Origin of the sequence: Pseudovibrio sp. FO-BEG1 (assembly GCF_000236645.1) — a bacterium.
In the GTDB taxonomy this organism is placed as follows: domain Bacteria; phylum Pseudomonadota; class Alphaproteobacteria; order Rhizobiales; family Stappiaceae; genus Pseudovibrio.
On sequence record NC_016642.1, the window covers coordinates 4369902 to 4396901 of the forward strand.

Here is a 27000-nt window from a genome sequence, read left to right on the forward strand (position 1 = left end):
GCCGACCCCATAGGGATCGGCATTTGTTGATTTTCCGCCAATAACTGGATGTTATTCGGCCGCTTCTTTGAAGGTCACCGTGGTTGGATCTTCCTCGAGTCGACCAAGCAACTCCTCGCGCCGAAGTTGCGCAAGCCGCATGTTCTCGTCTTTGATCGGACCATAGCCACGAATAGAATCAGGCAAATTGAGGAACTCACGCAGGAGACCGTAATTTGCTGTTCCCAGCTTTCCGCAGGCAAGACTAAGGTCATCGCGGTACTGTTTGATCAATGCACGTTCTTCCTTCCGTTCACGTGCATACCCAAACGGGTCAAGAGCCGTTCCACGCAAACCACGAAGTGAGACAAGCATTTCAAATGCCTTGAAAATCCACGGACCAAAGGCCCGCTTCTGCGGACGTCCAGTCTTTGGATCAGGCTTACTAGGCAAGAATGGCGGTGCCAGCATCAGCTGCAACTCACCCGGATCAGCAAACTGTGCTTCCAGGTTCTTGCGGAACTCAGGCTCACTATAAAGACGCGCAACTTCGTACTCATCTTTATAAGCCATCACCTTGTAAAGCATCTCAGCGGCAGTGTGGGTGATCTCAAGAGATCCCGGGCCAAACTCCTCATCCTTCGCACGGATCTCGGTGATCTTATCGAGATACTTATTGGCGTAGGACTTGTTCTGGTATGCCGTCAACTCCTTGGCAAAGAACGCAATCTTCTCATCCAGCGTCATCACCGCAACGGCTTCCTGACGCGGAAGCGCTGCGAAGATCGCATCAGGGTTGGAGTAAAGAACACGACCTGCATGGAAGGCATTGATGTTCTTCTCAACCGCTGCACCATTCAATGAGATGGCATTCTCAATCGACTGGGCTGAGATTGGCAGTGTGCCAGCCTGATAAGCCAGACCGATCAGCATCATATTGGTGTAAATCGCATCACCAAGCAGCTTCTCAGCAATATTCGCCAGATCGTGTGCTCTCAGATCAAGTGTACCCTGCTCAAGCGTCCGCTTCATCTTGTGCTCATCAAACGACAACTGCTGCTTCATAACGAACTCAGAAGTCGGCGTGACGTTTGTGTTCACGAAACCATGCGTTCTGTTCTTATGATAAAGCGAGAGCTGTTCAGCCTTACTTGCAACCAGCATGTCACTCGCAATAAGCACATCCAACTGAGCAGGTGGAACGCGAGGCCCCTCAATTGTGTCGCTTGCTGCCGCAAAACGCACGTGCGAGGTCACAGGACCACCCTTCTGTGCAAGACCAGTCATATCCAGTGTAGACGCTTTGATGCCATCAATATGCGCTGCCATCGCGATAATGGCAGAGATGGTCGTCACCCCCATACCGCCAATACCAGCTACCAGCAGGTTACGGGTATTTTCAAGCGAAGGAAGCTGAACTTCAGGCAACTGCTTCACATACTCATCCAGCGCAAAGTCCGCAGGTTTAGCCTGACGTAGTTTTGAGCCCTTCACATACACAAAGGACGGACAGAAGCCCTTCACACAGGAGAAGTCTTTGTTACAGGAAGACTGGTTGATGCGGCGCTTTTCACCAAACACTGTCTCAACAGGCTCAACAGAGAGACAGTTGGACTGTACAGAACAGTCACCGCAGCCCTCACACACACGATCATTGATAAACAAGCGAAGATCCGGATCAGGATACAATCCTCTCTTACGACGACGACGTTTCTCAGCAGCACAGGTCTGATCAAACACAATCGCCGAGACGCCTTTGAACTCTTTGAGTTCGTTCTGCACCTTCATCAGATCATCACGATGGTGCACAGGCTCAGTCAGCGCCAGATCCTGACGCCCCTGATAATCATCGGGATGCTCGGAAAGCAGAACAACCTTCTCAACTCCCTCAGCATGAAGCTGATTGAGAAGCTGAGGCACAGTCAGCGATCCATCAATCTCCTGACCACCCGTCATCGCAACAGCGTCATTGTAAAGGATCTTGAACGTGATCGGTACACGCGCTGCCACAGCCTGTCGGATCGACAGAATACCGGAGTGGAAGTAGGTGCCATCGCCCATATTCGCAAACACATGCTCATCACGGGCAAAATGCGCCTGTCCAACCCAAAGTGATCCCTCTCCACCCATGGCGATCTGGCCATCGGTTGTCCGGCCATTAATCTCGGTCATCGCATGACAGCCGATACCCGGCATCGAGCGTGACCCTTCAGGCACAACAGTAGAAGTGTTGTGCGGACAACCGGAACAGAAATACGGAGAACGGGCTGCAAGTTCACCATTTCCCTGAGCCCACATCTGCTGACGCATCATGGAATCAGCAACAGAACGCATCTCATCATTGACGTATTCCTTTGGCAGGAAGTTCATGATCACGCGGATCATCTCATCAATGGATAGCTCCAGAACATCGGAGAGCAAAGGCTCACCCTGCGCATCTTTTTTACCAAGGATCTTCGGCTGCTGGTCACTCGGCCAGTTGTAAGCAATCTCTTTGATTTGTGGCTCGATAAACGCACGCTTGTGCTCCACCACCAAAATCTTTTCGACACCGCGCGCAAAGCTGGAAAATGCTGTTGGTTCCAACGGATAAGGCATACCAACCTTATAGACCGCCAGTCCAATCTCCTTGGCTCGCTGATCCGTAATACCCATCAGACGAAGCGCCTGACACAGATCACGGAACGCCTTACCGGTGGCAACCATACCGATTCGAGGCTTCTGCGCACCATAGGCCACATGATCCAGACGATTCGCCTTGGCATAGGCCAAAACAGCCGGCATCCGGATATCACGCAGCAAACGCTCAGTTTCCAGACGGTTGCCGAGCAGAAGAACTCGGTTCAACTCAGCATTCTTACGCGGATCAAACGCAGCAGGGCGTGAGAACGACAAGCGCTGCGGGTCTACAGAAACAACACCAGATGCATCCATCGTATCTGCAAGGCAAATCAATGCACTCCACAGACCGGTGTAACGCGACATCTCAAACCCGTGCAGACCGAAATCCAGCACTTCCTGAATATCAGCAGGGTTGAGAACAGGGATTTCTGCGTGTTGGAAGAAAAACTCGCTTTGTGCCGGCAAAATGGAAGATTTTGCCAGATGGTCATCACCCGCAAGTGCCACAACACCGCCATTTGGGTCGGTTCCAGAAGCACTTGCCTGATGCAGCACATCTCCGGCTCTATCAACACCTGGCGCCTTCCCGTACCAGATACCGTAGACACCGTCATAGGCAGAACCTTTTCCGTGCTGCCGAACTTTTTGCGATCCCCAAACCGCTGTTGCACCCAGTTCCTCATTCACTCCCGGTTGAAACTGAATATCCAGCGGATCAAGATATTGACGTGATCTTTGAAGCTCCGTGTCGTAGCCAGCGATTGGAGAACCGCGGTATCCTGAGATAAAACCGCCTGTTTTCAATCCGTTAGCTCGATCTAGACGACCGCGGTCCAACGCCAGTCGTACCAGTGCCTGAATACCATTTAGGTAAACATTGCCTGTTTCAGCTGTGTATTTATCATGCAAGCTGATCGGTGGCACACTAACATTCATTCAATGAGCTCCTCTCCCATCATGGCTGTGGACGGTCCCCCCCGCCAAAACCAATTCTTTCGTCCTAGCCCATAGTGATCCTTTTTTTGCGTGCTTTCTGTGCTATCCTACCGACAAATACGTACTCAGTCGAAAAATTATTCCTACGAGGGCACATGAGCGAAAATTCCTTATTGGACCCATCCGACATCCGAGTTCTGCGGATTTTGCAAAAAGATGCATCCCAATCCATCGCAGATATCGCCAAAGAAGCGGGTATGAGCCAAACTCCTTGCTGGAGGCGAATTAAGAAACTCAAGGAGACTGGAGTGATCAAACAGACGGCAGCTCTGGTTGATCGCGAAGCAGTCGGTCTTGGCTTCCTCGCATATGCCTTCGTTAAGCTCACTGTGCCCAGCCGCGAGAACATGGAAACATTCGACAGGCTTATTGGGGTATGGCCCGAAGTTGTTACATGCGAACGCATCACCGGCGCAGTGGACTATCTCATCAAAGTTGTCGCCACGGATATAAAGTCCTATGACGATTTCCTTCGTTTGAAACTTCTGGACAATGCTCTGGTCTCAGATGTTCAGTCCCGCATTGTAGTTTCGACCATTAAGGAAACAGTTGCGTTACCGCTTAAAGAGTTTGTCAGTTAAAGTTTCTGACACAGCGTAATCCGAGTTAGTTTACGCGAGGTCGCCGAAACTCCGAAATGTTTGCTCAAACTCGACTGATATGGTTTAGTCGCGCGATCTCTTGCACTTATAGATTTCGCGTGGACTAAACATTGCCCTCCCCCACATTCGTTATAAGCGGCCTTAAGCTGATCAACGCGCTCCTGCGTTTTCTGGGACGAAACGGCACCAATGCCGTGGCGATCTCAATCTTTCTCGGCCTCTTCCTGCCCGGCATTGCAGAAGCCCTGCGCATTCTTTTAACGCCTGCCATCTTTATTCTGCTGACACTGAGTTTTATCCGCGTAGACAACGCCGCCATCGCACAACAGCTCACGCATCCTCTTCCGGCAATCGCGGCAGTCCTCTGGCAAATGCTGATCCTGCCCCTGCTGGCGACTTTGATATGTCTGACAATCGGTTTGGATCAGATTGATCTCGGCGTTCTCACTGCACTGTTCATGGTCTCAGCGGCACCGCCCGTCATGTCCACGCCAATTTTCATCTGGATGTTTGGCCTCAACGGAGCCCTCGCACTCACCATCTCAACACTCGCACTGATCATCGCCCCATTCAGCACGGCCCTGTTTGCGTACCTGTTGCTGCCAGACACTTTGCAGGTTGCCCCACTCTCACTGGCCACCAATCTGGCTATGTTCCTGATCGGTTCAGCGGGTTTAGGTCGCCTGCTCTATTACGTGCTGGGTGCTGAGCGTATCAGTCAGGCCACGGACCACATCAACGGCATCAACTGCGTTGTGCTATTCATCTTCGCCATCGCAGCAATGGATGGCGTGACCGACTTTGCTCTGACCGCCCCATTCAAGGCGACCGCCCTCTTCATCGGTGTATTTGCCATCGCGGGTGTTCAGCTGCTCATCACATTCCTGATCTTCTACCCGGCAGGCAAGCAAACCGCCTTTATCGCCGCTTATGGTACAGGAAGCAGAAATCTGGGTCTGATGGTTGCTGCATTAGGTGGCACAATCCCTGAACTTGCGTGGCTCTTCTTCGCCTTTGCCCAGTTCCCGATCTACCTGTTACCGTGGATCCTAAGACCCGTTGCCATGCATATCGGTAAGACTGAAACAGCCGCGCCCTAAAGAGCGAGTGGCAGTTGCGCTGTTCGCACCACTTGCTTCTCTCTTGTGTCCATGTTAGCCGCACAGCAAAATGGGCACATCAAGGAGAATCCCTGCCATGGCACAGCCGCTCGTTATTGCACCTTCCGTACTTGCATCAGACTTTTCCAAGCTGGGGCAAGAAGTTCGTGATGTTGTAGAAGCTGGAGCCGACTGGATCCATCTGGATGTTATGGACGGTCACTTCGTTCCAAACATCACCTTTGGCCCAGATGTCATCGCAAAGCTCCGCCCACATACCGATAAGGTGTTCGACACCCACCTCATGATCGAGCCGTGCGACCCATACCTTGAAGCCTTCGCAATGGCTGGCTCGGACTATATCACCGTCCACGCTGAAGCGACTACCCACCTGCATCGTTCTCTGCAAGCGATCCGTGGTCTCGGCAAAAAAGCTGGTGTCTCTCTGAACCCAGGCACACATGAAAGCTGCCTGGAGTACGTTCTGGACAGCGTAGACCTGATCCTCGTCATGACCGTCAATCCGGGCTTCGGCGGACAGAAGTTCATTCACTCTCAGATTGAGAAAGTTGCCCGCATCAAAAGCATGATCGGTGATCGTCCAATCCGTATTCAGATCGACGGCGGCATCACTCCGGAAACTGCACCACTAGTCACCAAAGCTGGCGCAGACACACTGGTAGCTGGCTCAGCCGTGTTCAAAGGTGGCACCGTAGAAAGCTACCGCGAAAACATCACAGCAATTCGCACAGCTGCTCAGGTTTAAGTTCTGATCCATAAACGCAAAAGGCCGCCTGAGAGGCGGCCTTTTTTGTATGCAATGCAATCTTAATCGAGAGCTTTAGCAGCCTCTGATGCTGCACTCATAAACAAAGTCGAATCTGTTCCAAACGTCATGAACTGATAACCAGCGGCCTTCGAGTGCTGCAAATGGCCTTTAGAAACACAGTAGATCCCTGCAATCTTTCCAGCAGCGCGTGTCTTCTCGGCAATATCCTTCTGCATCGCCAAAGATGCATCTGCCACTGGCTCGACGCGCAGCCCACCAGAAACAGTCAGGGACAGATCTGCTGGCCCAACAAAAACACCATCCAATCCATCAACAGCAAGAATATCCTCCAGAGCCTCATAGGCTTCCGGCGTCTCAATCATCGCAATAGCTAGTGTCTTCTTATCTGCAGAAGCAAAGTACTCATCCATGGTGGTGCCAGAGGCCATCGTCGCCCCCACGGCACCATAACTGCGCGAACCAAGCGGTGGGTACTTGCAGAACTCAACGAGCTTCTTCGCGTCTGCCACTGAGTTGATCATCGGCGCGATAATCACCTCCGCGCCCATATCAAGCAGCCAGCTGGCATTCTTGAAATCATCAACGCAGGTTCGTGCCACAGCATGACCACCGCCAATGATGATCTCCCGAATAGAATCACGGGCATCAGCTGTCGTCAGCAAGCCATGCTGCAAATCCAGAGTGATTGCCTCGTAACCACTTTTCAGAAACAGATTCGAAAAGATCGGAGATGGCAGGCTTGCCCACGCGCTCACAACGGTTTGCCCTGCACGCAGTTTTTCTGCCAGACACATTTTCTCAGTCATGCAATGCCTCATCTGATCGAGCACAAGCACCATCAACCACGCAGCACCAGCTCTTAAACGCAATTGTCATTCAAACAAAAAAGCCGTCTCCCTCACAATATCAAGGGAAGACGGCAAATTCTTTTGTGAAGCGCCCATCAGATGGGCCAGCTTGAGAGGATCAGCTTACGCTTCCTCAGCAACTTCCTTCTTCGCAACAGCCATCAGCTCTTCCATGGTGCGGCGAATCTGGTGTTCAGACTGCTCAACACCTGCATCAGCAAAATCCTTGGAAATACGAGCAAAAATGTCTTCGTCGCCTGGCTCTTTAAGATCAGTTTGTACGATCTTGTTGGCGTACTCTTCTGCAATGTCCCCGGCCAAACCAAGCTTCTCAGCAGCCCACTGCCCCAGCAGCTTGTCGCGCCGCGCAGTCGCTTTGAAAGCAAGCTCAGAACCCATTGCGAAACCGCCTTCAAACGCATCAGCTCGTTTGTCGAACGTGGTCATCTATTCCCTCCTAGCTCAGACAATGTAAAAAGGTCCCTCCCCTCTTACAAGTCACGCTATAACTTACGTGAATCATTGTACGCAACTTCTATTTGCAGGTCAAAAGCCATTAGTTGTAGTCAGTGGTATATCAAATGGTGGTAACGCCATTCGAATTACCCATTTGTGCTTTATCAAAAAGTCGGTTAAGTTCCGCGCCGCATAGCGGGATCGCGATTTTCGCAATGACGAAAGATGCGAAAACCAATGCTGGAGGAACATTTGCAGTCTTTTGGCTCGAGTGCTTTGAAAGACATCTGGTTTACGCCCCGACGTCACCCGTACGACTTGTTCTACAAACGCAATGGTACGTGCCTATGAACCGCCGTCGGCGAATTTACGAAGGCAAGGCCAAGATTCTCTATGAGGGTCCTGAGCCGGGAACGCTGATTCAGCACTTCAAAGATGATGCAACAGCCTTCAACAACGAAAAGCATGAAGTCGTTGATGGAAAAGGTGTCCTGAACAACCGGATTTCTGAGTACATTTTCAACAATCTGAATAACATGGGCATTCCAACCCATTTTATTCGTCGGTTGAACATGCGCGAACAACTGATCCGTCAGGTGGAAATCATCCCGATTGAGGTCGTTATCCGCAACGTTGCTGCAGGTTCTCTGTGCAAACGCCTGGGATTGGAAGAAGGCACTCAGCTTCCACGCTCCATTATCGAGTTCTACTACAAGAACGACGAACTTGGAGATCCGCTGGTTTCTGAAGAACACATCACCGCTTTTGGTTGGGCTGCTCCTCAGGAGCTTGATGACATCATGGCACTCGCCATCCGCATCAATGACTTCCTATCCGGTCTGTTCATGAGCGTTGGCATCCGCCTCGTTGACTTCAAGATCGAACTTGGACGTCAGATCGAAGGCGACATGATGCGCATTGTTCTTGCGGACGAGATTTCTCCAGACAGCTGTCGCCTGTGGGACACTTCCACAAACGACAAGATGGACAAAGACCGCTTCCGTCAGAACATGGGTGGTATGGTTGAAGCCTATCAGGAAGTAGCCCGCAGGCTCGGCATCCTGATCGACAACGACCGTCCGGGACACTCTGGACCAGTGCTAGTCAAGTAATCAATGAACGGGCCCGTGAGGCCCGTTTTGCATTTTTGGGGCAAACCATCTACCGCACGGGTATTGAACTATCTCACTACCTTGGCTCGTTTTTGCTTCCCCAGCATAGATTCCCGCGTTATGAACGCGCGCAAAGAATGGATTTAGGCGACAGGCGCAATGCAGTCCGCTTAAATCTCCCATTTTGGTAAGGAAGGACCAGTTAGAACCATGAAGGCACGTGTGACCGTCACTCTTAAGAACGGTGTTCTCGATCCCCAGGGCAAAGCAATCGAAGGCTCCCTTGGTTCTCTCGGTTTTGAAGGCGTTGAAGGCATTCGCCAGGGTAAAGTGTTTGATCTGGAGCTGGCTGACCGCAGCGAAGCGCAGGCCAAAGCTGATATTGAAGCCATGTGCGAACAGCTGCTGGCAAACACCGTCATCGAAAATTACTCTATCGAGCTGCTTTAAGCTGTAACCGATAGACGAACCTGCGAGGGCAATACCGTGCAAGACGATACAAGCCGGATCATCCGTTTCATGGTCATCAAGGCGATCATCTTTATTGGCTTGCCAGCTGCCCTCTCTGTTCTTGCGGTGTTTTTACTCCTGTAAAACCTCGTCTGTGACAAGCGGCCCTCCATCCAAGAGGAAACATTCATGAAATCCGCAGTGATCCTATTCCCCGGCTCCAACCGTGACCGCGATATGATCAAAGCGCTGGAGCAAATCTCCGGCCAGCCTGTTGCCACAGTATGGCACACCGAAACAGAACTGCCGGAAGCAGATCTCTACGTCCTTCCGGGCGGTTTCTCCTACGGTGATTATCTGCGTTCAGGTGCGATTGCAGCTCGTTCCCACATCATGCCAGCTCTGAAAACGGCAGCTGATCAGGGACGTCACGTTCTGGGCGTTTGCAACGGCTTCCAGATGCTGACCGAAGCTGGCCTATTGCCGGGCGCTCTGATGCGCAATGCATCCCTGCACTTCGTCTGTAAGGAAGTCATGCTGGAAACCACCAGCACCAACAGTGCCTTCACATCCCACATGGAAAAAGGCAAGGTCTGGCGCTGCCCGGTGGCTCACCATGATGGCAATTATTTTGCTGATGCAGAAACGCTGAAAGAATTGGAAGGCGAAGGCCGCGTGGCATTCCGCTATGCTGACGGCACCAACCCAAACGGTTCCATCAACGACATCGCTGGCATCACCAGCGCAAAAGGCAACGTCCTCGGCATGATGCCTCATCCAGAGAATCTCATTGAAGATCTTCACGGTGGCGTTGAAGGCCGCGCGCTGTTCGAAAGCGTCATGCAGAGCCTTGCAGCTTAAACTGCGCGCACAACAACTTTTTCAAAACCCGGATGCTCAGCGCTCCGGGTTTTTTCATGCCTCAGATAAACGCAAAACCGATCCCTGTCAGGCCCAGCAGCAGCACAACAATCCATGGTGGTGCTTTGAAAGAAACCAGCAGCACAAAGCCACAAAGCGCAGCTGCAAAGTCCTTCGCCTCCAAAATTGCACTGGTCCACACAGGCGAGTAAAGCGCCGCACCGAGAACACCAACCACGGCTGCATTAGCGCCTGCCATGATCCCACGTGCAGAAGGCGTCTGCCGCAGCACAGCCCAGTAAGGCAAACCGGCAATCAAAAGCAAAGCTCCCGGCAAGAAGATGCCGATCAAAGCTACACACGCGCCAACCCACGGTGCATATCCAGTTGGCATCTCAGCCCCCAGATAACCGGCAAACGTGAAGAGTGGTCCCGGAACAGCCTGCGTTGCTCCATATCCGGCGAGGAACGAACTCTCGCTCACCTGCCCCGTCCCAACCACTTCAGCCTCCAGAAGAGGCAGCACCACATGGCCACCACCAAACACGAGCGAACCGGAGTGATAGAAGCTCGCAAACACACCAAGCAGCGGGTCAACAATCCACTCACTCAAAACAGGCAGGCCGAACAACAGAACTGCAAACAACGCAACGGCCAAGAGACCAAACCGACGCCTCGGAGCAAACAGCACCTCATGAACGTCGGCTTTGGGCTCAGATCGGCAGAACAGGAAACCACCTAAGCCGCCAGCAACAATCGCAGCAATCTGCCCGCCAGCACCGCCCAATGCAACAACCAGAACTACCGCCAACACCGCAAGCCCGGCCCTAAGCTGATCTGCACAAAAGTTACGTGCCATCCCCCAAACAGCCTGCGCCACCACAGCGACGGCAACCAGTTTCAGGCCGTGGATCAGGCCCATTCCAACCGGCCCATCAAAAACGCTGGCCCAATATGCAAAACCAAAGAGAAGCAAAGCGGAAGGTGCAGTAAACGCAAAGAACGCCGCAAGCGCTCCGAGCGGCCCTGCCCGCATCAAACCAAGACCAAACCCAACCTGACTACTCGCAGGCCCCGGTAAAAACTGACAGAGCGCAACCAGATCCCCATAGGCGTCCTCCGAAAGCCACTTCCGTCGTTTGACCAGCTCCTCTCGGAAATACCCAAGATGCGCAATCGGCCCACCAAAAGATGTCAGGCCCAACTTCAGGAAAGCAACAAAGACCTCTAACGCATGGCCCTGAACATGTTCTTCAGGAAGATTTGTCGGACGTTCTGCAAAACTCATGGATGGCTCAATCGTATTCTGAATAGAAAGCGGAGCAGCATATAAAGCAGAGTTGTGACATCAGGACAAATACTCAGAGCGCCCCGGTACTAGGCAGCCACAACTGTTTTCAATGCAACATTGCGAGGCAACTCATTGTAACGCCGTTGATAGGCACGGGACAATGCCGTCGGTGACGCAAAACCAACACGCGCCGCCACACTTTTCAAGGGGCGCCCAGCCTCCAGATCCAGCTTAGCCAGAGCCAGACGCCAGTTGCTTAAGTAAGAGCCCGGCGTTTCACCCATCACATCCTTGAAATGAACGGCAAACTGCGTGCGCGACATGCCCGCCACTTCAGCGAGGGTCTCCAGTCGCCACTGCTTTGCCGGTTCCTCGTGAATTGCCACAAGCGCTTGCGCCAGATTGGGGTGTGCAAGCCCAGCAATCAATCCGCTGCATGCAGCACCAGAACGAACCGCATGTCGCAGCAACCGGATCACCACCACTTCGCAAAGTCGGTTGATCACCGCCGCTCCACCACAACGCGGGGACAGCACTTCTTCCACCATCAGATCCGCAAGGCTTTCCAGCTCAGGCGCATCCTGCAGATAGATCTCAACATAGTCCGGCAGCGCCGTACTCAGCTGAGACCCCGGCCCACCGAACTCTACCCGCGCACCTGCAAGCACAATGGTGTCGTCACAAATACGCTTGATCTCAGTCGGGTTGTTGGGACTGGAAGGAAGGAACACGAGCTTCCGGAATCCATGCATGCAACGAAGGATAAAAAAGTTGCCCTGAAGCACCTCATCCTCTGTGTTGTGAAGGATATGCGCCTCCACCTTAAAGCGCTCAATAAGCGAAGACAGACGGTCGTATCGCAGCTCTCGTGGTTTCACTTCAGCTAGCTCAGTGGCCATATCCGAACTCTCGATCAGTTTTTTCGAACAAAAGGCAATTAAACGTTCAATAACATAATAGCTACAAATCGACCACCGCTAATTGCCTTTTCAAAAAACGAAATGAGCAAAGCTACAAAAAGAATACTTAGCTCAGGAGAATAATATGCTGATCCCTCGCAAGCCAGTCCCAAGCTTATCTGCGAACCTCGTTGGTGGTGGTACATTCGATCTGTCAGCCGACGCTTCTGATTTTGCTACTCTGGTTGTCTTTTACCGTGGTCTGCACTGCCCCATCTGTGCAACCTACCTGAAGGAACTGGAACGTCTGACACCGGAGTTCGAAGAACGCGGTGTGAAAACCATTGCTCTCTCCACCGATACAGAGGATCGTGCCCAAACATTCTCCAACGCAATCAAAGCAGACAAACTGCGCGTTGGGTATGGCGTTACTCTGACAAAGGCGCGTGAATGGGGTCTGTTCATTTCAGCAGGCCGCGGAAAAACGTCTATCGGTATTGAAGAACCGGATCTGTTCGCAGAACCAGGCCTGTTTTTCGTAAAGCCTGACGGCACACTTTACTTCGGGAATGTGCAGACTATGCCATTTGCACGTCCTGACTTTAAACCAATGCTCGGTGCTCTCGACTTCTGCATCAAGAACGATTATCCCGCCCGCGGTGAATACACCGGAGCTCTATAATCAATTTTACCACAAACACTTTCTTGGTGCTCAGAGAGGCTGTGTTTTCGCAGCCTCTCTTTTTTATGTCTTTTTGACACGAGGCTTTCGTGCCTTCTTCTGATTGATGTGCTCAATATCTGGAAAGTCCGCCCCCTGCCAAATGCGGACAACAATCAAGACACAGATCGCAATCACAGCCCCCAATACAACACCCACTAATCGGTCAATAACCTGATTGAAGTTGTCGACCGGACCTGCAGACGCCAGCGCCGCAATCACAAACGCATACCCACCTTGCGTTCCCGCATATGCCCAGTAACTCTTGCCGTGGTGCACCGAGGCTAAGAAGAACAACCCGATTGCAAGCAGCAGCGCCCACCAGAAAAACGACTGTAACCCGAGCCCGATCAGACCGAACCCCATCAACCCACCGATGAGACAGCCCAGACTTCGGTTCAAAGCGAACTTCTTCACGGACACAACTGGCCCATAGAGCACAACAAGCGAGGTAATGATAATCTGCACCATCGCCGCGAGTTCATGACCCACGTAGATGATCGGTGCCAGCATCGCGACAGCTGCCCCGCTCAAACACAGCGCAATCACCCAGCTCTTATCCATGGTGTCGATGTTGGGCGTCAAATAAGGCCCAACTCCAACACCTAACGACGTTTCCTCAAGGAAGTAATAGGAGACGACTGCAGCGGTCATCACCCCGATGGCAACCGTAATTGTTCGGTCAACCATCAAGTAGAACAACAGATCGATTTCCAGCAGAGAAATATAAATGGCCAACATCGCAGTCACGATCCCCATCAACCAGGCATAGGCATAGTTCGGGCTCGCCATTCGCTTATAGATCGCCAGTGCTGCAAGGCATCCAACCGCAATCATCTGGAAGACTTCATAGTTCTTAACTGCAACCGCAATCCAGTACCCGGAAAACCCACCGGCAATGGTGCCAATCACACGTTGAATGCCTTTGCGCCAAACGTTGGTCCAGTCCGCATTGGCCACCGTCATGGCAGACATGGCCGCCCACCAAGGATCATCCGCATCAACAATCAGAGCAATGATAGAGGCGAGCGTCACCATCAGGCTGGTGCGGAGACCGATAGCGTAGTTGAAGAACATGGCGCCTCCTCTAATGCACAAGGAAGATGCGAGCATCTCCCCCATGCATTGGAACGTGGTCCTCTAAAAACTCCCCCATATCAATTTCGACCGGAAACCGCTGCGAAAGCCGGATCCAGTCGGTCGTCAATGGTATGTAAGGCAGAACCCTTGGGTCCTGATCCATTCGGGAAATACCTCGCCCAATGGACCGGACCGTCCCTTTGTGAACCCGGTATGGATCACTGGAGACCTGAAAGTAGACCGTTTGCCCCGGTTTCAACCGAGCCGCATGCCTCTCAATCAGGTTCGCAATGATCCGCCAGTTGGTATTCGTGATAAGCGCCATCTGCGGAATGCCCTGAAGCACATAGTTCCCCGGGTTAACCGTGTACTCACTGACCACACCATCCACCGGCGACAGCAAGGAGGACTTTCGAAGGTTATACTGCGCCAGAGCTGTTGCCGCCTGTGACGCTTCATAGGTCGAGCGTTGCACCTCCACCTGATGCGCCGCCGCGCGCAAAGTGTCTCTTGCCGAATCCGTTTCCGCATTTGCTTCTTCCAGAGAAAGCGTGATGTTGTCGAGACGTTGCTGGGTTACGAAACCATTGTCCGTCAGCTCCTCAAAGCGCTGCTGTTGAGCTGAGAGATTAGCAACCTTTGCAACCGCAGCCGTTACTGCAGCCTCAGCAACCTGCACCTCTGCCTCAGACCTGCGCAGGTTTGCCAGCGACATAGCTTCCTGCGCCCGCGCTTCCTGAACCGCCAAAGCAAAAGGTTCAGGATCAATCTGCATCAGCAACTCACCAGCTTTTACAGCCTTGTTCCGATCAACAGGAACCTCGGTGACAAATCCGGAAATTTCAGGAGAGACACGCACCACATCTGCGGAGACATAGGCATCAGCGGTGTAGGTGAAGAAATAATCAATTACAACATAAGCGCCGATCAAGGCGCATGCGCCTAAGATCACCTTGATCGGACCACTTATGTGAAAAATGCCTCCAGGCACCCTTTATCTCCGCTCACCTGACGCTACGCAAAACATAAGCATCGGCGAATTCTTGTTAGACAAGCCGGTTATTAGCACCAGCAAAAGGCGCCCATTTGGAGGCACGTGAAAGCATCGCAAATGAGGGTTTTGAAATCGTGAAAATGATCCCTCCAAATTCTAAGTAGCTAGTAAATACAGTAGGTTAACGAAGATTTCCGAAGCGTAAAATTTTAGCGCCTGCTCATTGCATAACGCGAAACAAAACCCTAACCAGTTCAAAAGGACATGATTGAAACAGCCTCTCAGGTTGTGGTTGCATCGCGAAAACACATGCGCCTTGCTAAATCGCAGGGCAAACCTGCAAAGGACTATCTGTGATGCCACCCCTTGCGAAAAGACTTGCCGTCCTCGGAACCGTTTTCGCCACAGCAGTTGGAGCCACCGCTCTTTCTGCCAATGCAGCACAGGTCAACGCCAGAGCAGCAGGGTTCTCTCACACCGGTCAGCTCGCAACCTTCGGCCTCTACAACAACGCCATCATCACCGATCAGCTCAACCTGAAACGCATCAACGCAGACTACGTGTTCCTCAGCGACAATCCTGAAGATCCATTCGATTTCGTATCCGGCAGCTGCTTCGGCGGTGCAGTCGTTAAAAACATGCAGGTTCAGGGTGGCGGCGTTTGCAGCCTGAAGGACAAGAACGGCGCACCATTCGCCATCAGCTATGAGATCACAGGCATCAAAGACGGACGGTACTCTGGCAACTGGGCCATTCTGGGCGGCGATGAAAAATGGGCAAACGCCAAAGGCAGCGGAACATGGAGCCGTACCAAGCTGCCAAACATGTCCATGTCCGTGACAACTCTGCAGGGCGAAGTCACCTTCTGACCACCGCAAACTGCGCATTTTAGGCTGAAAAATTTTTCAGCTAATTCAAAAGATTACAGCTCCATATGATTTAAACAGAGTGACTTGTCGTCAAGCTGCAAAAAACCATGCCTTGGCAGCAAAAAATCCAAAAAAGCGGCCTCTACAGTTTCCATTTTTCTATGAATCCTGTTAAGCAGCCCGTGACATTTGGCCCCGGCGCACAGCGCCCAAATTTTCTGAGTGTGATGATCCAAAATAGCGTTAAGATCACCCCCGAACTCATTGAGGCCCACGGTCTTAAGGAAGATGAATATGCTCGCATCCTGGAGCTAATTGGCCGAGAGCCAACCTTCACCGAGCTTGGAATTTTCTCCGCAATGTGGAACGAGCATTGCTCCTACAAATCCTCCAAGAAATGGTTGAAGACACTCCCGACCACTGGCCCTCGCGTCATTCAGGGACCAGGCGAAAATGCAGGCGTTGTCGACATCGATGATGGCCAGGCTGTCGTCTTCAAGATGGAAAGCCACAACCATCCATCTTACATCGAGCCTTATCAGGGCGCGGCAACCGGTGTTGGTGGTATCCTGCGCGACGTGTTCACCATGGGCGCACGCCCCGTCGCAGCCATGAATGCTCTGCGCTTCGGTGAGCCGGATCATCCACGCACGCGCCACCTCGTTTCCGGAGTTGTTTCCGGCGTTGGTGGCTACGGCAACTCCTTCGGCGTCCCAACAGTGGGCGGTGAAGTTGAGTTCCACAAATCCTACAACGGCAACTGCCTTGTAAACGCCTTCGCAGCTGGTCTTGCTGATGCAGACAAGATCTTCCTGTCCGAAGCAAAAGGTGTCGGCCTCCCGGTCGTATACCTCGGCGCAAAAACAGGCCGTGACGGTGTTGGCGGCGCAACAATGGCCTCCGCTGAGTTCGATGATTCCATCGACGAAAAGCGCCCTACCGTTCAGGTAGGTGACCCGTTCACCGAAAAATGCCTGATGGAAGCCTGCCTTGAGCTGATGAAGACCGGTGCGGTTATCGCTATTCAGGATATGGGCGCAGCTGGCCTCACCTGCTCTGCAGTTGAGATGGGTGCCAAAGGCAACCTCGGCATCGAGCTCGACCTCGACAAGGTTCCTGCCCGCGAAGAAAACATGACCGCCTACGAGATGATGCTCTCAGAAAGCCAGGAGCGTATGCTCATGGTGCTGGAGCCATCCAAGGAAAAAGAAGCGGAAGCCATCTTCACCAAGTGGGGTCTGGACTTCGCAATCTGCGGCATCACTACGGATACCCTGCGCTTCGTTGTGAAGCAGCACGGCGAAGTAATGGCTGATCTGCCAATCAAGGAACTCGGCGACGAAGCTCCGGAATATGACCGCCCATGGACACAATGGCCTGAGCCGGAAGAAATCGCAGCCGCCAACGTTGAAGAACCAACAGACTACAAAGAAGCACTGCTGAAGCTGCTCGGCGGTGCAAATGGCTCTTCCCGTCGCTGGGTTTACGAGCAGTACGACACCCTCATTCAGGGCAACTCTGCCGCAACTCCGGGCGGTGATGCAGGCGTCATCCGTGTAGACGGCACAGACAAAGGTCTGGCGTTCTCCGTCGATGTAAACCCACGCTACTGCTACGCAAACCCTTATGAGGGTGGCAAGCAGGCCGTTGCAGAAACTTACCGCAACCTGTCCGCAGTTGGCTCCCTGCCACTAGCAATCACCGACAACCTGAACTTCGGCAATCCTGAAAAGCCAGAGATCATGGGCCAGTTCGTTGGCTGCCTGAAGGGTATCGGCGAAGCCTGTGAAGTGCTGGAAACCCCAATCGTTTCCGGTAACGTTTCCCTTTACAACGAAACCTACGGCGAAGGCATTCTGCCAACACCAGCCATCGGTGGCGTTGGCCTGCTGAAAGACGTCACCAAACGCGTCGGCAGTGCATTTGTTAGCACTGGCGAAACCATCGTCGTTCTGGGCGGCAAAGGCAAACACCTCGGCTCTTCCCAGTACCTGCAGGAAGTTCTGGGCCGCGAAGAAGGCGCTCCTCCTCCAGTTGATCTGGAAGTTGAAAAGCTCACCGGCACCTTCGTTCGTGAGGCAATCACCGAAGGCCGCATCACAGCAGCACACGACATCTCCTCAGGTGGTCTGGCTGTTGCTCTGGCTGAAATGGCGATCAAAGGCAAGCTCGGTGCAACTGCAAAAGTGACCGGTGACCATCCTCATGCCATTCTGTTTGGTGAAGATCAAAGTCGCTATGTTGTGACTGTGGCAGAGGAAAAACTCGCTGCCTTCTTGGAAGATGCGATCGACGCTGGTATCAGCACAGAAGAAATCGGTAAGACTGGTGGTAATACTCTGGTTCTTGGCGGTAAAATCAGTGTGTCAGTTGAAGAGCTGAATAATGCTTTCGAGGGATGGTTCCCGCATTTTATGCAGGCGAGCTGATACTCGTCCACCGAACTGCTAAACTGAGTTCTAAATAAGATTCGCTTCTCTCTTCATTCATGGTGAGAGAAGCAGCCAAACAGAAGCAACCCAGTCGGGCAAGGAGGCACACTCATGGCCATGGACGCAGGCGAACTACAGACCCTTATTAAAGAGGCTTTGCCGGACGCACACGTGGAAATCAGAGATCTGGCAGGTGATGGTGATCACTACGCAGCTGTCGTCATCTCAGAAAGTTTCCGCGGTAAATCCCGCGTACAGCAGCACCAGATGGTGTATCAGGCTCTTAAGGGTAAAATGGGCGACGATTTGCACGCTTTGGCGTTGCAGACCTCAGCTCCGGAATAACAGAACACGAAGGTGCGACCTTTTTCTTGCATTACCCATGCAAGTTCCCATATGAGTGGCCGCACCACGAACAAAATACAATCACGGTCACCGGGCTTTGACCCCGGTCGAGCGAAAGGAACTCGACGAAATGAGCGATATCCAAAACTGGATCAAGCACGAAGTAGAAAACAACGATGTTGTGCTCTTCATGAAAGGCACCCCAAACTTCCCACAGTGTGGCTTCTCCGGCCAGTCAGTGCAGATTTTGGACTACATTGGTGTGAAGTACATCGGTCATAACGTTCTTGAAGACGATAACCTCCGTCAGGGCATCAAAGACTACAGCCAGTGGCCAACAATCCCACAGCTATACGTCAAAGGTGAGTTCATCGGTGGCTGTGATATCATCCGTGAGATGTTCCAGTCTCAGGAACTGCAGGCTCTGTTTGCAGAAAAAGGCATCGAGATCGCACCAGCTGCATAAGTCTCTGCTAAAAAGACATTTTCCAAAACGGGCCTTCACACGAGGGCCCGTTTTTTGTTGCCATGCTGTCAGAACCGAATAATTTAAACCGTAGTTTTTTCAGTAAGCAGACAGTACATGTTCAAGACCATTGTTTTCGATTTGGATGGCACCATTTGCCATCACAAAGCCTCCTATCCCAAGATGTTCTTTGAGATCTTTGGCGAGCAGTTCAACAAGCACAGTGACACCTGGCTGCGCCATATGCTACACAACGGAGAGCATACCGGCCTTGAAGCTGTTCAATCCTGCTTTCCGGAACTATCATCTGAAGAACAAAAGAACGCGTTAGATACGTTCACACAGCGTTGGTCAGAAGCTCAGGTGCCATTTACAGGCATCTTTGAAGCAATGGCACTCCTTAAAGCCAACTTTGGCTGTCAGATCGGCGTGATGACAAACGGCCCCTCTCAGTTTCAATGGGCCGTCATGAACAAGCTCGGCCTTTCAGAGCACGTTGACTTCGCCTATGCCAGTGGAGATCCCTTCCCCGCAGAGTGCAAGCCAAGTGTCTCCCTCCTCCTAAAGCTCCAAACCCAGCACAACTTTGAGGCCGATACTGCACTCTTCATCGGAGACAATCTTGAGAAAGACATCAAACCCGCGCGTGAAGCTGGATGGAGTGCATTGCACGTCGCCCCGCATGACGACAAGGCAGAGCCTATGCCTCTCTCCGACTTCATTGAGGCAGCAAATCAGGACAGTCTTTTAAAGGTTAACTGGAGCAGCCTGACAGCTTAACCATCCTGAACGCCAAATGAACATTGCTCTCAGAGCTCTCTCACATTCCCCTTGCTAAAAACGTCTCATCAACAGTTCATCGGGGGATGAGAGATGCAAGTTTATCTGAGAGTTTTGCTCCTTGGCTTAATCACAGGCACCACCATGGGGGCCGTCGCGGCAAGCATCACGCCAACCACAAAGGAAGGCCTGGCTCGCTACGAGTGCAACCACATGACCGTGTTTCAGAAACCGTCCTTACTGAACGGCCCTGACGCCTGTAAGTACTATGGTGGAATGAAGTGAGAGCTCAGCTGCACTCATACTGATGCGTCAGTACGGTGACTGTACCCTCTCTGAGATTGAAGCGATCAGTTTGCTTGCTACAACTATCGCATAGGGGGATGATTTGAGGACGGCTGCCGCTAAGCCATCTGACATCTGCGCCTAGGGTGGGTTTCTTATGGCAATCTGCATTACTGCATTTTGACGGCCAGTCACGCTTGGAGTGTTTGATCCAATGCAGTTTCCAGGAACCGCACTGACAGGATTCAGAAGCAGGATTTCTCCGCTTTCGCCAACCAATGCCATTCAGGCCTTCAATCACCATATTCATAGTTGCCTCCAATGCCTTTGGTGAAAAATCACATCGAGAAACTAAAAAATATCGCCCCTCAAACCGGGACCTGACCGCTGAAATGTATGTCCTTATTCGACTTTAGTTACAGGTTCTGGATACATTCTTTATCGAATAGGTAAAATCGCGTATCTTTTGCAATTATTTCATGCCATTTACGAATTTTTATTACCTAACAAGAGTTTAAAATTCTGTCTGGATTCTCTGGCAACCAGTCCAGTCAAACCCCGGCAACACCACGAAACTGCTCGACCTGCTGTGCCATCTCTTCAGGCGTTTCCCTGTAAGAACCCGGAAGAATGCCATCGATGCCCAGACCGCGAACGGCTTGCGCATAAGGGAACTTGCGTTTGCCTTTCAGATCCAGCACCACGCGTTTGCCCAACTTGACGCCCATGAAGGTCAACGGTTTCACACCAACCGCTTCCACCTCTTCCCAAGTCAATCGGCGCTTAACCAGTGCGCGGTGATACACGATCCCTTCGCGGTTGATCTCAACGTAGTTCAGAGAAGGCAGATAGAACATGCAGGCAGTGCCGAGTGCGATGGTGATACCGATCGAAAAGAATGTAGCAACCCCAATGCCAAACACTTCCTCTAACAACGGAGAAAGCGCAGCAAACCCGTGCAGCTGTGAGAACACGACAAACATCACAGCAACAAACAGGTTTTGCAGAACCAAGGCAGTGTTACGAGCCCGAAAACGAAGTGGTGCCATCTTTCAATCCTGTGCAGCTCTTCAATCTATGCCCCAAGAGCAAAAAAGCCGCTGCATCAAATGATACAGCGGCCTGAAGTATTTAGAGGTCGCCCAAGCGATTAAAACTCGTTGCCAAACAGCTTTTCAGTCATCGCTTCAGCTGCTGCACATGGCTCCTGATCGCTCTCACCCTTCTCACCGGTATTCGGACGCAGGCCAACAAAATCAAACGCCTGCGCATCGTGCAGGTGAGATGGACGCACATGTGCCAGTGCACGCGCCATAATGCCCAGACGACCCGGCGTTTCCTTCTCCCACTGTTGCAACATGTTCTTCACTTGAACGCGCTGCAGGCCATCCTGAGAGCCACACAGATTACAAGGAATGATCGGGAACTCCATCGCCTTGGAGAACTTCTCAATGTCTGCCTCTGATGAGTTCATCAGCGGGCGCAGAACCATCAGATCGCCCTCATCGTTCACCAGCTTTGGCGGCATGGAGGCCATACGGCCACCGTGGAACATGTTCATCATGAAGGTTTCCAGCGCATCATCACGGTGGTGCCCCAGTACAATCGCTTCACAGCCCAGCTCACGCGCCGTGCGATATAGAATACCGCGGCGCAAACGGGAGCACAAAGAACAATAGGTCGAGGTCTCTGGCAGCTTATCAGTGACGATGCCATAGGTGTTCTCGCACACGATCAAATTCGGGATCTCATAACGCTCAAAGAACTCAGGCAGAATGTGCTGAGGGAAGCCCGGCTGGGACTGATCGAGATTGCAGGCGATCAGGTCTACAGGAAGAAGACCGCGCCACTTCAGATCCATCAGAACCGCAAGCAGGGTGTAACTGTCTTTACCGCCAGACAGGCAGATGAGCCACTTGGTCTTTTCCGGGCTCGCACCATCCGGCACCATTTTATAATCAGAGATCGCCTGGCGTGTCTCACGCAGCAACCGCTTACGCAGCTTCTTAAACTCAACCGAACTTGGCACCTCACGGAATAGAGGGTGGCAATCTGGATCGAAAACTTTGCTTTCAGCAGCTGTATCGGTTGCGTGTTCTGCGCTTAACTGACTCATGGCTTTATCTTATCTTTACTCGTTATTCATCCGGCGATGATGAATGCAATTTGTTGCGGCAGAAATAACACCGCAAAATGAAAAGGGCCACCCAAAGGGCAGCCCAAATCAAATCGTTCAGGATCAAACCTATTAGCGGGAATAGAATTCCACAACCAGGTTTGGTTCCATCTGAACTGGGTAAGGCACGTCACCAAATGCTGGGATGCGGGAGTAAGTTGCAACCAGCTTGTTGGTGTCAACGTCAATGTAGTCAGGAGTGTCACGCTCAGCGGACTGTACTGCTTCCAGTACGATTGCCAGCTGCTTGGACTTCTCACGAACTTCGATAACGTCGCCAGGCTTACACATGTAAGAACCGATGTTTACACGACGACCGTTTACGTTCACGTGACCGTGGTTGATGAACTGACGAGCAGCAAACACAGTTGGAACGAACTTTGCGCGGTAAACAATAGCGTCAAGACGGCACTCGAGCAGACCGATCAGGTTTTCAGAAGTATCGCCGCGCTGACGGGAAGCTTCATCATAAACTTTGCGGAACTGTTTCTCGGAGATGTTGCCGTAGTAACCTTTCAGCTTCTGCTTTGCGCGCAGCTGCACGCCGAAGTCAGAAAGCTTGCCTTTGCGGCGCTGACCGTGCTGACCAGGACCGTATTCACGGCGGTTAGCTGGAGACTTTGGGCGACCCCAAATGTTCTCACCCATACGACGGTCAATTTTATACTTGGCGCTCTGGCGCTTAGACATCGCAGTTTCCTTTGCGTTGATCTATAATTTTAAAGGAAACGCGCCCTCCTTTTTCGCTGCAAACACAAAAGCTTACAGGCGACTGACAGCAGTTACGGCAAATAGCGCATGCCGACCACACGGGTGCGTAAAATCAAAGCGGCTCCAAAGGGGCCGCCTTGAACAGCGCATTCCTATTGAAAATGCGCCCAAGAGTCAACGAAATATGACAGCAAACCATCCAGAAACACAGACTTGATCAGTACCGCTTCTGTGCTTCCTCACCACGCTCCTTGCTCCAGATCGTGGCATCCACGCCCTCAGACAGCTCAGGATGTTCAGCAACATCAAACAAAGGCTCCTTCCCCTCCTTCAGCTGCTTGATGTAATCCTTCGTAATCAAAGAGACTTTTGGCGCCAAAAGCACAATCGCGATCAGGTTGATCGTCGCCATCACCGCCATCGCTGCATCTGCAGCATTGAACACTGTATCAACGGTCTGCAGAGATCCCCAGAACACCATGGCCAGAGAAAGAATACGCAGCACCGTCAGGCCGCCTTTCCAGCCATGTTCCAGATAAATCATGGCATTCTCCGCATAGGAGTAGTTCGCCACGATAGACGTGAACGCGAAGAACAGAATCGCCACCGCAATAAAGTAGACACCAAAATCACCCACATGCGCTTCAGCCGCTGATTGGGTGAGCGAAATGCCTGTCACACCGGTCGTGGGATCATAAATGCCGGAGAGCAGGATAATCAGCGCTGTCGCCGTACAGATCACGATCGTATCGATAAACACGCCCAGCGCCTGCACAAAACCCTGAGAAGCCGGATGATGCGGATCAGGAACGGCAGAGGCAGCCACGTTCGGCGCAGAGCCCATGCCCGCTTCGTTGGAGTAAAGCCCGCGACGGACACCATTGAGCAACGCTGCCATCACACCGCCTGTCACACCACCAACGGCCTCTTCCAACCCAAACGCATGCGCCACGATACTCCACAGAACTTCAGGAACCTGCTCAAAGTTGACCGCCAGAATACCAAACGCAATCACCACATAAGCAATCGCCATGAACGGAACCACGACCTCGGCAAAGTGAGCAATCTTGCGCAAGCCACCAAATATGACGAGACCAGCGGCCACCACAAGCACGGCACCAGTCACGATTTCCGGCATATCAAAGGCACTGTACATGGCATCTGCGATGGAGTTGGACTGCACAGCAGAGAACACAACACCAAACGCAAAAATCAGCGCAATCGCAAAGATATGACCGAGAAGCGGACTCTTCAGCCCTGCCGCCATATAGAAAGCTGGACCACCGCGAAACTGCCCTTCATCATCCTCAACCTTATAAAGCTGAGCCAACGCACTCTCAGCATAAGCCGTCGCCATACCAACCAGCGCAACCATCCACATCCAGAAGATAGCACCCGGCCCGCCCAGCGTCAGCGCAACAGCAACCCCTGCGATGTTGCCTGTGCCAACACGCGAAGCCAGACTGGTACACAAAGCCTGAAAAGGACTGATCCCGTTGCGGTCTTCATGACGGGATTTGAGCAGAACACTGAAACATTGTCCGAAATATCGAAACTGGATGAACCCCAGCCGAATGGTGAAAAACACACCAACCGCAAGCAATCCATAAAGCAGAACATAGTTCCAGAGGATGGCGTTGGTGTAATCGACGACAATGTTGATGATATCCAAGGCTTCGACTCCAGCAAATCCGCAGGTGTCGACTGGCTATCAAAACAAATTCAAGATCCGCCTAGAACAACCACTTAAATAAGAGAGGATTTGCGCCAAGCCCCGCAACAATCCAGCAACCTATAAAAGCCTCAGGGCAATGAAAGCTCTATGGGCGATCCAGGCCAAACCATGGATAAGGAGCCCCAGAACCACATAGGGAAACCAGTCAGCCGTCATGACATCAGTGATGATGTCTGGCTGAAGCAATGTTCCTCGATTGCCGAGTTCAACAGGCCGTGCCGCAGCAAGATCAAGCGTCCGGATCTGACCGCCTTCTGAGAAGAGAACAACTTCACTCGCATTGAGAATTTTGTACATAGCGTATCCCATGGACCCGACGAACGCTATCACCTTGGGAACAGCTAGGCGTGTCTTACGTTCAACATCCATCACCAGCCCGCCGAACACCGGTGTGACAAGCACAATCAGAAAACTGAAACCAAGAAATGTCGTTTGCCCAACAGCAAGCGCCTGCTGCTCAGGTGTTTGAGCTTGGGCAGCCAAATCCCCAAGGAACGGAAGGACCCTCTGCATAAGCTCAATCACAGCCTGCGGGGGTAAAAACGTGCCGTCCGCATAAGCTCCTGAGTAAGCTAGGTAACAGTTGGATACGATCAGAAGACCAGTAACAACCTCGAATACCCGAAGCTCTATGAGGTTATGCTGTGCAATGTACGGATCAAGGAGAAAATACTTCTGCCCTTTGTAAGAGCGAATGAGAGAATTCAACATGGCAAATCACTTAATAATAGAAATGCCATCAGCATAAGTCGGCACCGCACCTCATCCAACAGGTGAGAAAGGCAACTCTCACACGTGATTAATGCGGGCTTAACCGGTCACAAAGAACAGGTCCTCACACCCCATCGCAATTCGATCACGTTCGAGCACATCTGTCAGGCGACGGGCAATGGCTGGGGCTGGGTCTATCCAGGTCACAGGCCATGGAGCTACTTGCTCCATTTCCTCCTGCAAGAACGGATAATGCGTGCAGCCAAGCACAATGCAGTCCGTACGTTCTCCGCTTTTCTCCACAAAGCATGGCGCAATTTCATGACGGAGACGATCAAGATCAACCGCACGACCAGCCAGCTTGTCTTCCGCCAGCGCGGCAAGGCCAGTGGCACCAACCAGAGCGATATGATGCTCCGGGGCAAAGTCGATGATGAGATCCTGCGTGTAATCGCGCTTCACAGTCCCCGGCGTCGCCAACACCGCAAACACACCGGATTGCGTCTTTTGCGCAGCTGGTTTGATCGCAGGCACCGTGCCCACCACAGGCACATCAAGGGTCTCCCGTAAGCGCTGGAGCACCAATGTGGAAGCCGTGTTACACGCCACCACAACCGCACTCGGCTGCCATGCATCGCTCACGGAGTTCACCAGAGAAGCAATATGATCCCGAAGAGCATCAGCTTCCCAGTCTCCATAGGGAAAAGCCGCCCGGTCCGCCAGATAAAGCAGCCCCGCATCAGGCAACGCCCGCTTGATCTCACGTTGAACAGAAAGCCCTCCAACACCACTATCCAACACCAGCACACGGCCAGACACATCTGACTTCATATGCAAGGGTTGGAACGGAACAACCGGAGAGCCGTTCAACATCAGTCTTGATCCTTCACACCATACTTTTCAAAACAGGAAATCACACCACGCAGAATGCGCACTTCATTATCGGTGAGATCTGCTTTCTGAAAGATGTTGCGCAACCTACGAATTGTGACTGGCTTTTTTTCGACAGGACGGAAGAAACCACGCGCGTCCAGACCGGACTCCAGATGATCAAACATCCGCTGAATGGATTCCTGAGTTGCTGGCTCTCCCTCATAATCATCCAATGAGAAAGGCAGAGCACCCGCTGTCGCAACGCGGCGCCATTCATAGGCACATACCAAAACAGCCTGAGCAATATTCAGGGAAGCATAGGTTGGATCAACCGGCAGCGTCACGATCTTGTTCGCAAGCGCCACTTCATCATTGTTCAGGCCCCAGCGTTCGCGGCCAAACATGTAACCGGATGGAATGCCACGCAGACCCTGAGTCACACTCTCGTTGGCAGCTTCATCAGGCCCAACAACCGGCTTTGGAATATCGCGGCTGCGCGCCGTGGTCGCAAAAACCAGCTTCAGATCAGCAACAGCTTCTTCTACACTGTCAAAAACCCGAGCAGCATCAATCACATGATGAGCCCGGCTGGAAGCAGAGCGCGCTTTTTCACTCGGCCAACCATCACGCGGGTTGATCAGGCGCAGATCGTGCAGGCCAAAGTTGGCCATCGCACGGGCAACCATGCCGATGTTTTCGCCAAGTTGAGGCTCACAAAGAACCACAACAGGAGGAATGGCGGTGTTTGTTTCAGGAGTGCTTTCAGACATGCCGATCCTCTAGCCGATCAGGCTGAAAATTACCAGAGCAGTTTTG

General features: G+C 52.2%; 28 protein-coding genes. 14 read left to right on the forward strand and 14 right to left on the reverse strand.

The window, feature by feature from the left end:
- Positions 1–51 precede the first annotated feature (51 nt).
- Positions 52–3537: an indolepyruvate ferredoxin oxidoreductase family protein gene (locus PSE_RS19690; RefSeq protein ID WP_041768699.1), complete on the reverse strand. Its 3486-nt coding sequence runs from the start codon at positions 3535–3537 to the stop codon at positions 52–54.
- Between the two features lie 155 nt (positions 3538–3692).
- Between PSE_RS19690 and PSE_RS19695 the strand changes: the two genes are divergently transcribed.
- The 3 genes from PSE_RS19695 to rpe all read left to right on the forward strand — a co-directional run bounded on the left by PSE_RS19695 (position 3693) and on the right by rpe (position 6065).
- Complete coding sequence (locus PSE_RS19695; protein ID WP_008547660.1) at positions 3693–4178, forward strand: Lrp/AsnC family transcriptional regulator; 486 nt, start codon at positions 3693–3695, stop codon at positions 4176–4178.
- Positions 4179–4309: 131 nt separating this feature from the next.
- On the forward strand, positions 4310–5299 hold the full coding sequence (locus PSE_RS19700) for a symporter (protein WP_014286426.1): 990 nt from the start codon (positions 4310–4312) through the stop codon (positions 5297–5299).
- 97 nt (positions 5300–5396) lie between these two features.
- On the forward strand, positions 5397–6065 hold the full coding sequence (rpe, locus tag PSE_RS19705) for a ribulose-phosphate 3-epimerase (protein ID WP_014286427.1): 669 nt from the start codon (positions 5397–5399) through the stop codon (positions 6063–6065).
- A gap of 62 nt (positions 6066–6127) precedes the next feature.
- Here rpe and PSE_RS19710 read toward each other — a convergent pair whose 3' ends face one another.
- Both PSE_RS19710 and PSE_RS19715 read right to left on the reverse strand, forming a co-directional pair.
- Positions 6128–6895 (reverse strand): HpcH/HpaI aldolase/citrate lyase family protein, encoded by a 768-nt coding sequence (locus PSE_RS19710; RefSeq protein WP_041768700.1) that lies wholly within the window; start codon positions 6893–6895, stop codon positions 6128–6130.
- A gap of 165 nt (positions 6896–7060) precedes the next feature.
- Complete coding sequence (locus PSE_RS19715) at positions 7061–7384, reverse strand: DUF1476 domain-containing protein (protein WP_008548073.1); 324 nt, start codon at positions 7382–7384, stop codon at positions 7061–7063.
- A 356-nt stretch (positions 7385–7740) separates the two neighbouring features.
- Between PSE_RS19715 and purC the strand changes: the two genes are divergently transcribed.
- From purC to purQ, 4 genes are all read left to right on the forward strand, one after another.
- Positions 7741–8505, forward strand: a complete 765-nt coding sequence (purC, locus tag PSE_RS19720; protein ID WP_008548091.1) for a phosphoribosylaminoimidazolesuccinocarboxamide synthase — start codon at positions 7741–7743, stop codon at positions 8503–8505.
- A gap of 210 nt (positions 8506–8715) precedes the next feature.
- Entirely contained in the window at positions 8716–8955 is a 240-nt protein-coding gene (gene purS, locus PSE_RS19725; RefSeq protein WP_008548081.1) for a phosphoribosylformylglycinamidine synthase subunit PurS, read from the forward strand.
- 36 nt (positions 8956–8991) lie between these two features.
- Entirely contained in the window at positions 8992–9099 is a 108-nt protein-coding gene (locus PSE_RS27715; protein WP_014286429.1) for a phosphoribosylformylglycinamidine synthase-associated small membrane protein, read from the forward strand.
- A 45-nt stretch (positions 9100–9144) separates the two neighbouring features.
- The gene (purQ, locus tag PSE_RS19730; protein WP_014286430.1) at positions 9145–9816 is read left to right on the forward strand and encodes a phosphoribosylformylglycinamidine synthase subunit PurQ; all 672 of its coding nucleotides are present in this window, start codon (positions 9145–9147) and stop codon (positions 9814–9816) included.
- A 61-nt stretch (positions 9817–9877) separates the two neighbouring features.
- Here the strand turns inward: purQ and chrA are convergent, their stop codons facing one another.
- Together chrA and PSE_RS19740 are read right to left on the reverse strand one after the other, a co-directional pair.
- Positions 9878–11104 (reverse strand): chromate efflux transporter, encoded by a 1227-nt coding sequence (gene chrA / locus PSE_RS19735; RefSeq protein ID WP_014286431.1) that lies wholly within the window; start codon positions 11102–11104, stop codon positions 9878–9880.
- 89 nt (positions 11105–11193) lie between these two features.
- Positions 11194–12006, reverse strand: a complete 813-nt coding sequence (locus tag PSE_RS19740) for an AraC family transcriptional regulator (RefSeq protein ID WP_008547858.1) — start codon at positions 12004–12006, stop codon at positions 11194–11196.
- 145 nt (positions 12007–12151) lie between these two features.
- Here PSE_RS19740 and PSE_RS19745 point away from each other — a divergent pair, with 145 nt between their 5' ends.
- The gene (locus PSE_RS19745) at positions 12152–12688 is read left to right on the forward strand and encodes a peroxiredoxin-like family protein (protein WP_008547673.1); all 537 of its coding nucleotides are present in this window, start codon (positions 12152–12154) and stop codon (positions 12686–12688) included.
- Positions 12689–12751: 63 nt separating this feature from the next.
- Here PSE_RS19745 and PSE_RS19750 read toward each other — a convergent pair whose 3' ends face one another.
- Positions 12752–13804, reverse strand: a complete 1053-nt coding sequence (locus PSE_RS19750) for an FUSC family protein (protein WP_008547505.1) — start codon at positions 13802–13804, stop codon at positions 12752–12754.
- A 10-nt stretch (positions 13805–13814) separates the two neighbouring features.
- The gene (locus PSE_RS19755) at positions 13815–14798 is read right to left on the reverse strand and encodes an HlyD family secretion protein (RefSeq protein WP_174519169.1); all 984 of its coding nucleotides are present in this window, start codon (positions 14796–14798) and stop codon (positions 13815–13817) included.
- A gap of 359 nt (positions 14799–15157) precedes the next feature.
- Here PSE_RS19755 and PSE_RS19760 point away from each other — a divergent pair, with 359 nt between their 5' ends.
- From PSE_RS19760 to PSE_RS19785, 6 genes are all read left to right on the forward strand, one after another.
- Entirely contained in the window at positions 15158–15670 is a 513-nt protein-coding gene (locus PSE_RS19760) for a hypothetical protein (protein ID WP_014286432.1), read from the forward strand.
- A 224-nt stretch (positions 15671–15894) separates the two neighbouring features.
- Entirely contained in the window at positions 15895–18099 is a 2205-nt protein-coding gene (gene purL / locus PSE_RS19765; RefSeq protein ID WP_041769107.1) for a phosphoribosylformylglycinamidine synthase subunit PurL, read from the forward strand.
- Positions 18100–18213: 114 nt separating this feature from the next.
- Positions 18214–18447: a BolA family protein gene (locus PSE_RS19770; protein WP_008547869.1), complete on the forward strand. Its 234-nt coding sequence runs from the start codon at positions 18214–18216 to the stop codon at positions 18445–18447.
- 130 nt (positions 18448–18577) lie between these two features.
- Complete coding sequence (grxD, locus tag PSE_RS19775) at positions 18578–18913, forward strand: Grx4 family monothiol glutaredoxin (RefSeq protein ID WP_008547903.1); 336 nt, start codon at positions 18578–18580, stop codon at positions 18911–18913.
- 117 nt (positions 18914–19030) lie between these two features.
- A complete protein-coding gene (locus PSE_RS19780; protein ID WP_014286434.1) occupies positions 19031–19693 on the forward strand; it encodes an HAD family hydrolase in 663 nt (220 codons plus the stop codon).
- A gap of 93 nt (positions 19694–19786) precedes the next feature.
- The gene (locus PSE_RS19785) at positions 19787–19978 is read left to right on the forward strand and encodes a hypothetical protein (protein ID WP_014286435.1); all 192 of its coding nucleotides are present in this window, start codon (positions 19787–19789) and stop codon (positions 19976–19978) included.
- 551 nt (positions 19979–20529) lie between these two features.
- On the opposite strand, the gene PSE_RS19790 is transcribed toward PSE_RS19785, so the two are convergent.
- From PSE_RS19790 to PSE_RS19820, 7 genes are all read right to left on the reverse strand, one after another.
- Positions 20530–21027: a hypothetical protein gene (locus PSE_RS19790; RefSeq protein WP_051125940.1), complete on the reverse strand. Its 498-nt coding sequence runs from the start codon at positions 21025–21027 to the stop codon at positions 20530–20532.
- A 101-nt stretch (positions 21028–21128) separates the two neighbouring features.
- Positions 21129–22094, reverse strand: coding sequence for a tRNA 2-thiocytidine(32) synthetase TtcA (gene ttcA / locus PSE_RS19795; RefSeq protein ID WP_014286438.1), 966 nt, complete (start codon positions 22092–22094; stop codon positions 21129–21131).
- Between the two features lie 132 nt (positions 22095–22226).
- Positions 22227–22844, reverse strand: a complete 618-nt coding sequence (rpsD, locus tag PSE_RS19800) for a 30S ribosomal protein S4 (RefSeq protein WP_008547786.1) — start codon at positions 22842–22844, stop codon at positions 22227–22229.
- A gap of 238 nt (positions 22845–23082) precedes the next feature.
- Complete coding sequence (locus PSE_RS19805) at positions 23083–24528, reverse strand: sodium:alanine symporter family protein (protein WP_193384407.1); 1446 nt, start codon at positions 24526–24528, stop codon at positions 23083–23085.
- A gap of 129 nt (positions 24529–24657) precedes the next feature.
- Complete coding sequence (locus PSE_RS19810) at positions 24658–25311, reverse strand: hypothetical protein (RefSeq protein WP_014286440.1); 654 nt, start codon at positions 25309–25311, stop codon at positions 24658–24660.
- A gap of 99 nt (positions 25312–25410) precedes the next feature.
- Positions 25411–26184: a glutamate racemase gene (murI, locus tag PSE_RS19815; protein WP_014286441.1), complete on the reverse strand. Its 774-nt coding sequence runs from the start codon at positions 26182–26184 to the stop codon at positions 25411–25413.
- On the reverse strand, positions 26184–26954 hold the full coding sequence (locus PSE_RS19820; protein ID WP_014286442.1) for an RNA methyltransferase: 771 nt from the start codon (positions 26952–26954) through the stop codon (positions 26184–26186). The genes murI and PSE_RS19820 overlap by 1 nt, the downstream gene beginning before the upstream one ends.
- Positions 26955–27000: the final 46 nt, after the last annotated feature.

Bases quoted from the DNA above. Each gene is read 5' to 3' on its own strand.
- PSE_RS19690 (WP_041768699.1), bottom strand. From the start codon at position 3,537: ATGAATGTTAGTGTGCCACCGATCAGCTTGCATGATAAATACACAGCT.
- PSE_RS19695 (WP_008547660.1), top strand. From the start codon at position 3,693: ATGAGCGAAAATTCCTTATTGGACCCATCCGACATCCGAGTTCTGCGG.
- rpe (WP_014286427.1), top strand. From the start codon at position 5,397: ATGGCACAGCCGCTCGTTATTGCACCTTCCGTACTTGCATCAGACTTT.
- PSE_RS19710 (WP_041768700.1), bottom strand. From the start codon at position 6,895: ATGACTGAGAAAATGTGTCTGGCAGAAAAACTGCGTGCAGGGCAAACC.
- PSE_RS19715 (WP_008548073.1), bottom strand. From the start codon at position 7,384: ATGACCACGTTCGACAAACGAGCTGATGCGTTTGAAGGCGGTTTCGCA.
- purC (WP_008548091.1), top strand. From the start codon at position 7,741: ATGAACCGCCGTCGGCGAATTTACGAAGGCAAGGCCAAGATTCTCTAT.
- purS (WP_008548081.1), top strand. From the start codon at position 8,716: ATGAAGGCACGTGTGACCGTCACTCTTAAGAACGGTGTTCTCGATCCC.
- purQ (WP_014286430.1), top strand. From the start codon at position 9,145: ATGAAATCCGCAGTGATCCTATTCCCCGGCTCCAACCGTGACCGCGAT.
- chrA (WP_014286431.1), bottom strand. From the start codon at position 11,104: ATGAGTTTTGCAGAACGTCCGACAAATCTTCCTGAAGAACATGTTCAG.
- PSE_RS19740 (WP_008547858.1), bottom strand. From the start codon at position 12,006: ATGGCCACTGAGCTAGCTGAAGTGAAACCACGAGAGCTGCGATACGAC.
- PSE_RS19745 (WP_008547673.1), top strand. From the start codon at position 12,152: ATGCTGATCCCTCGCAAGCCAGTCCCAAGCTTATCTGCGAACCTCGTT.
- PSE_RS19750 (WP_008547505.1), bottom strand. From the start codon at position 13,804: ATGTTCTTCAACTACGCTATCGGTCTCCGCACCAGCCTGATGGTGACG.
- PSE_RS19760 (WP_014286432.1), top strand. From the start codon at position 15,158: ATGCCACCCCTTGCGAAAAGACTTGCCGTCCTCGGAACCGTTTTCGCC.
- PSE_RS19770 (WP_008547869.1), top strand. From the start codon at position 18,214: ATGGCCATGGACGCAGGCGAACTACAGACCCTTATTAAAGAGGCTTTG.
- grxD (WP_008547903.1), top strand. From the start codon at position 18,578: ATGAGCGATATCCAAAACTGGATCAAGCACGAAGTAGAAAACAACGAT.
- PSE_RS19780 (WP_014286434.1), top strand. From the start codon at position 19,031: ATGTTCAAGACCATTGTTTTCGATTTGGATGGCACCATTTGCCATCAC.
- PSE_RS19785 (WP_014286435.1), top strand. From the start codon at position 19,787: ATGCAAGTTTATCTGAGAGTTTTGCTCCTTGGCTTAATCACAGGCACC.
- PSE_RS19790 (WP_051125940.1), bottom strand. From the start codon at position 21,027: ATGGCACCACTTCGTTTTCGGGCTCGTAACACTGCCTTGGTTCTGCAA.
- ttcA (WP_014286438.1), bottom strand. From the start codon at position 22,094: ATGAGTCAGTTAAGCGCAGAACACGCAACCGATACAGCTGCTGAAAGC.
- rpsD (WP_008547786.1), bottom strand. From the start codon at position 22,844: ATGTCTAAGCGCCAGAGCGCCAAGTATAAAATTGACCGTCGTATGGGT.
- PSE_RS19810 (WP_014286440.1), bottom strand. From the start codon at position 25,311: ATGTTGAATTCTCTCATTCGCTCTTACAAAGGGCAGAAGTATTTTCTC.
- murI (WP_014286441.1), bottom strand. From the start codon at position 26,184: ATGTTGAACGGCTCTCCGGTTGTTCCGTTCCAACCCTTGCATATGAAG.
- PSE_RS19820 (WP_014286442.1), bottom strand. From the start codon at position 26,954: ATGTCTGAAAGCACTCCTGAAACAAACACCGCCATTCCTCCTGTTGTG.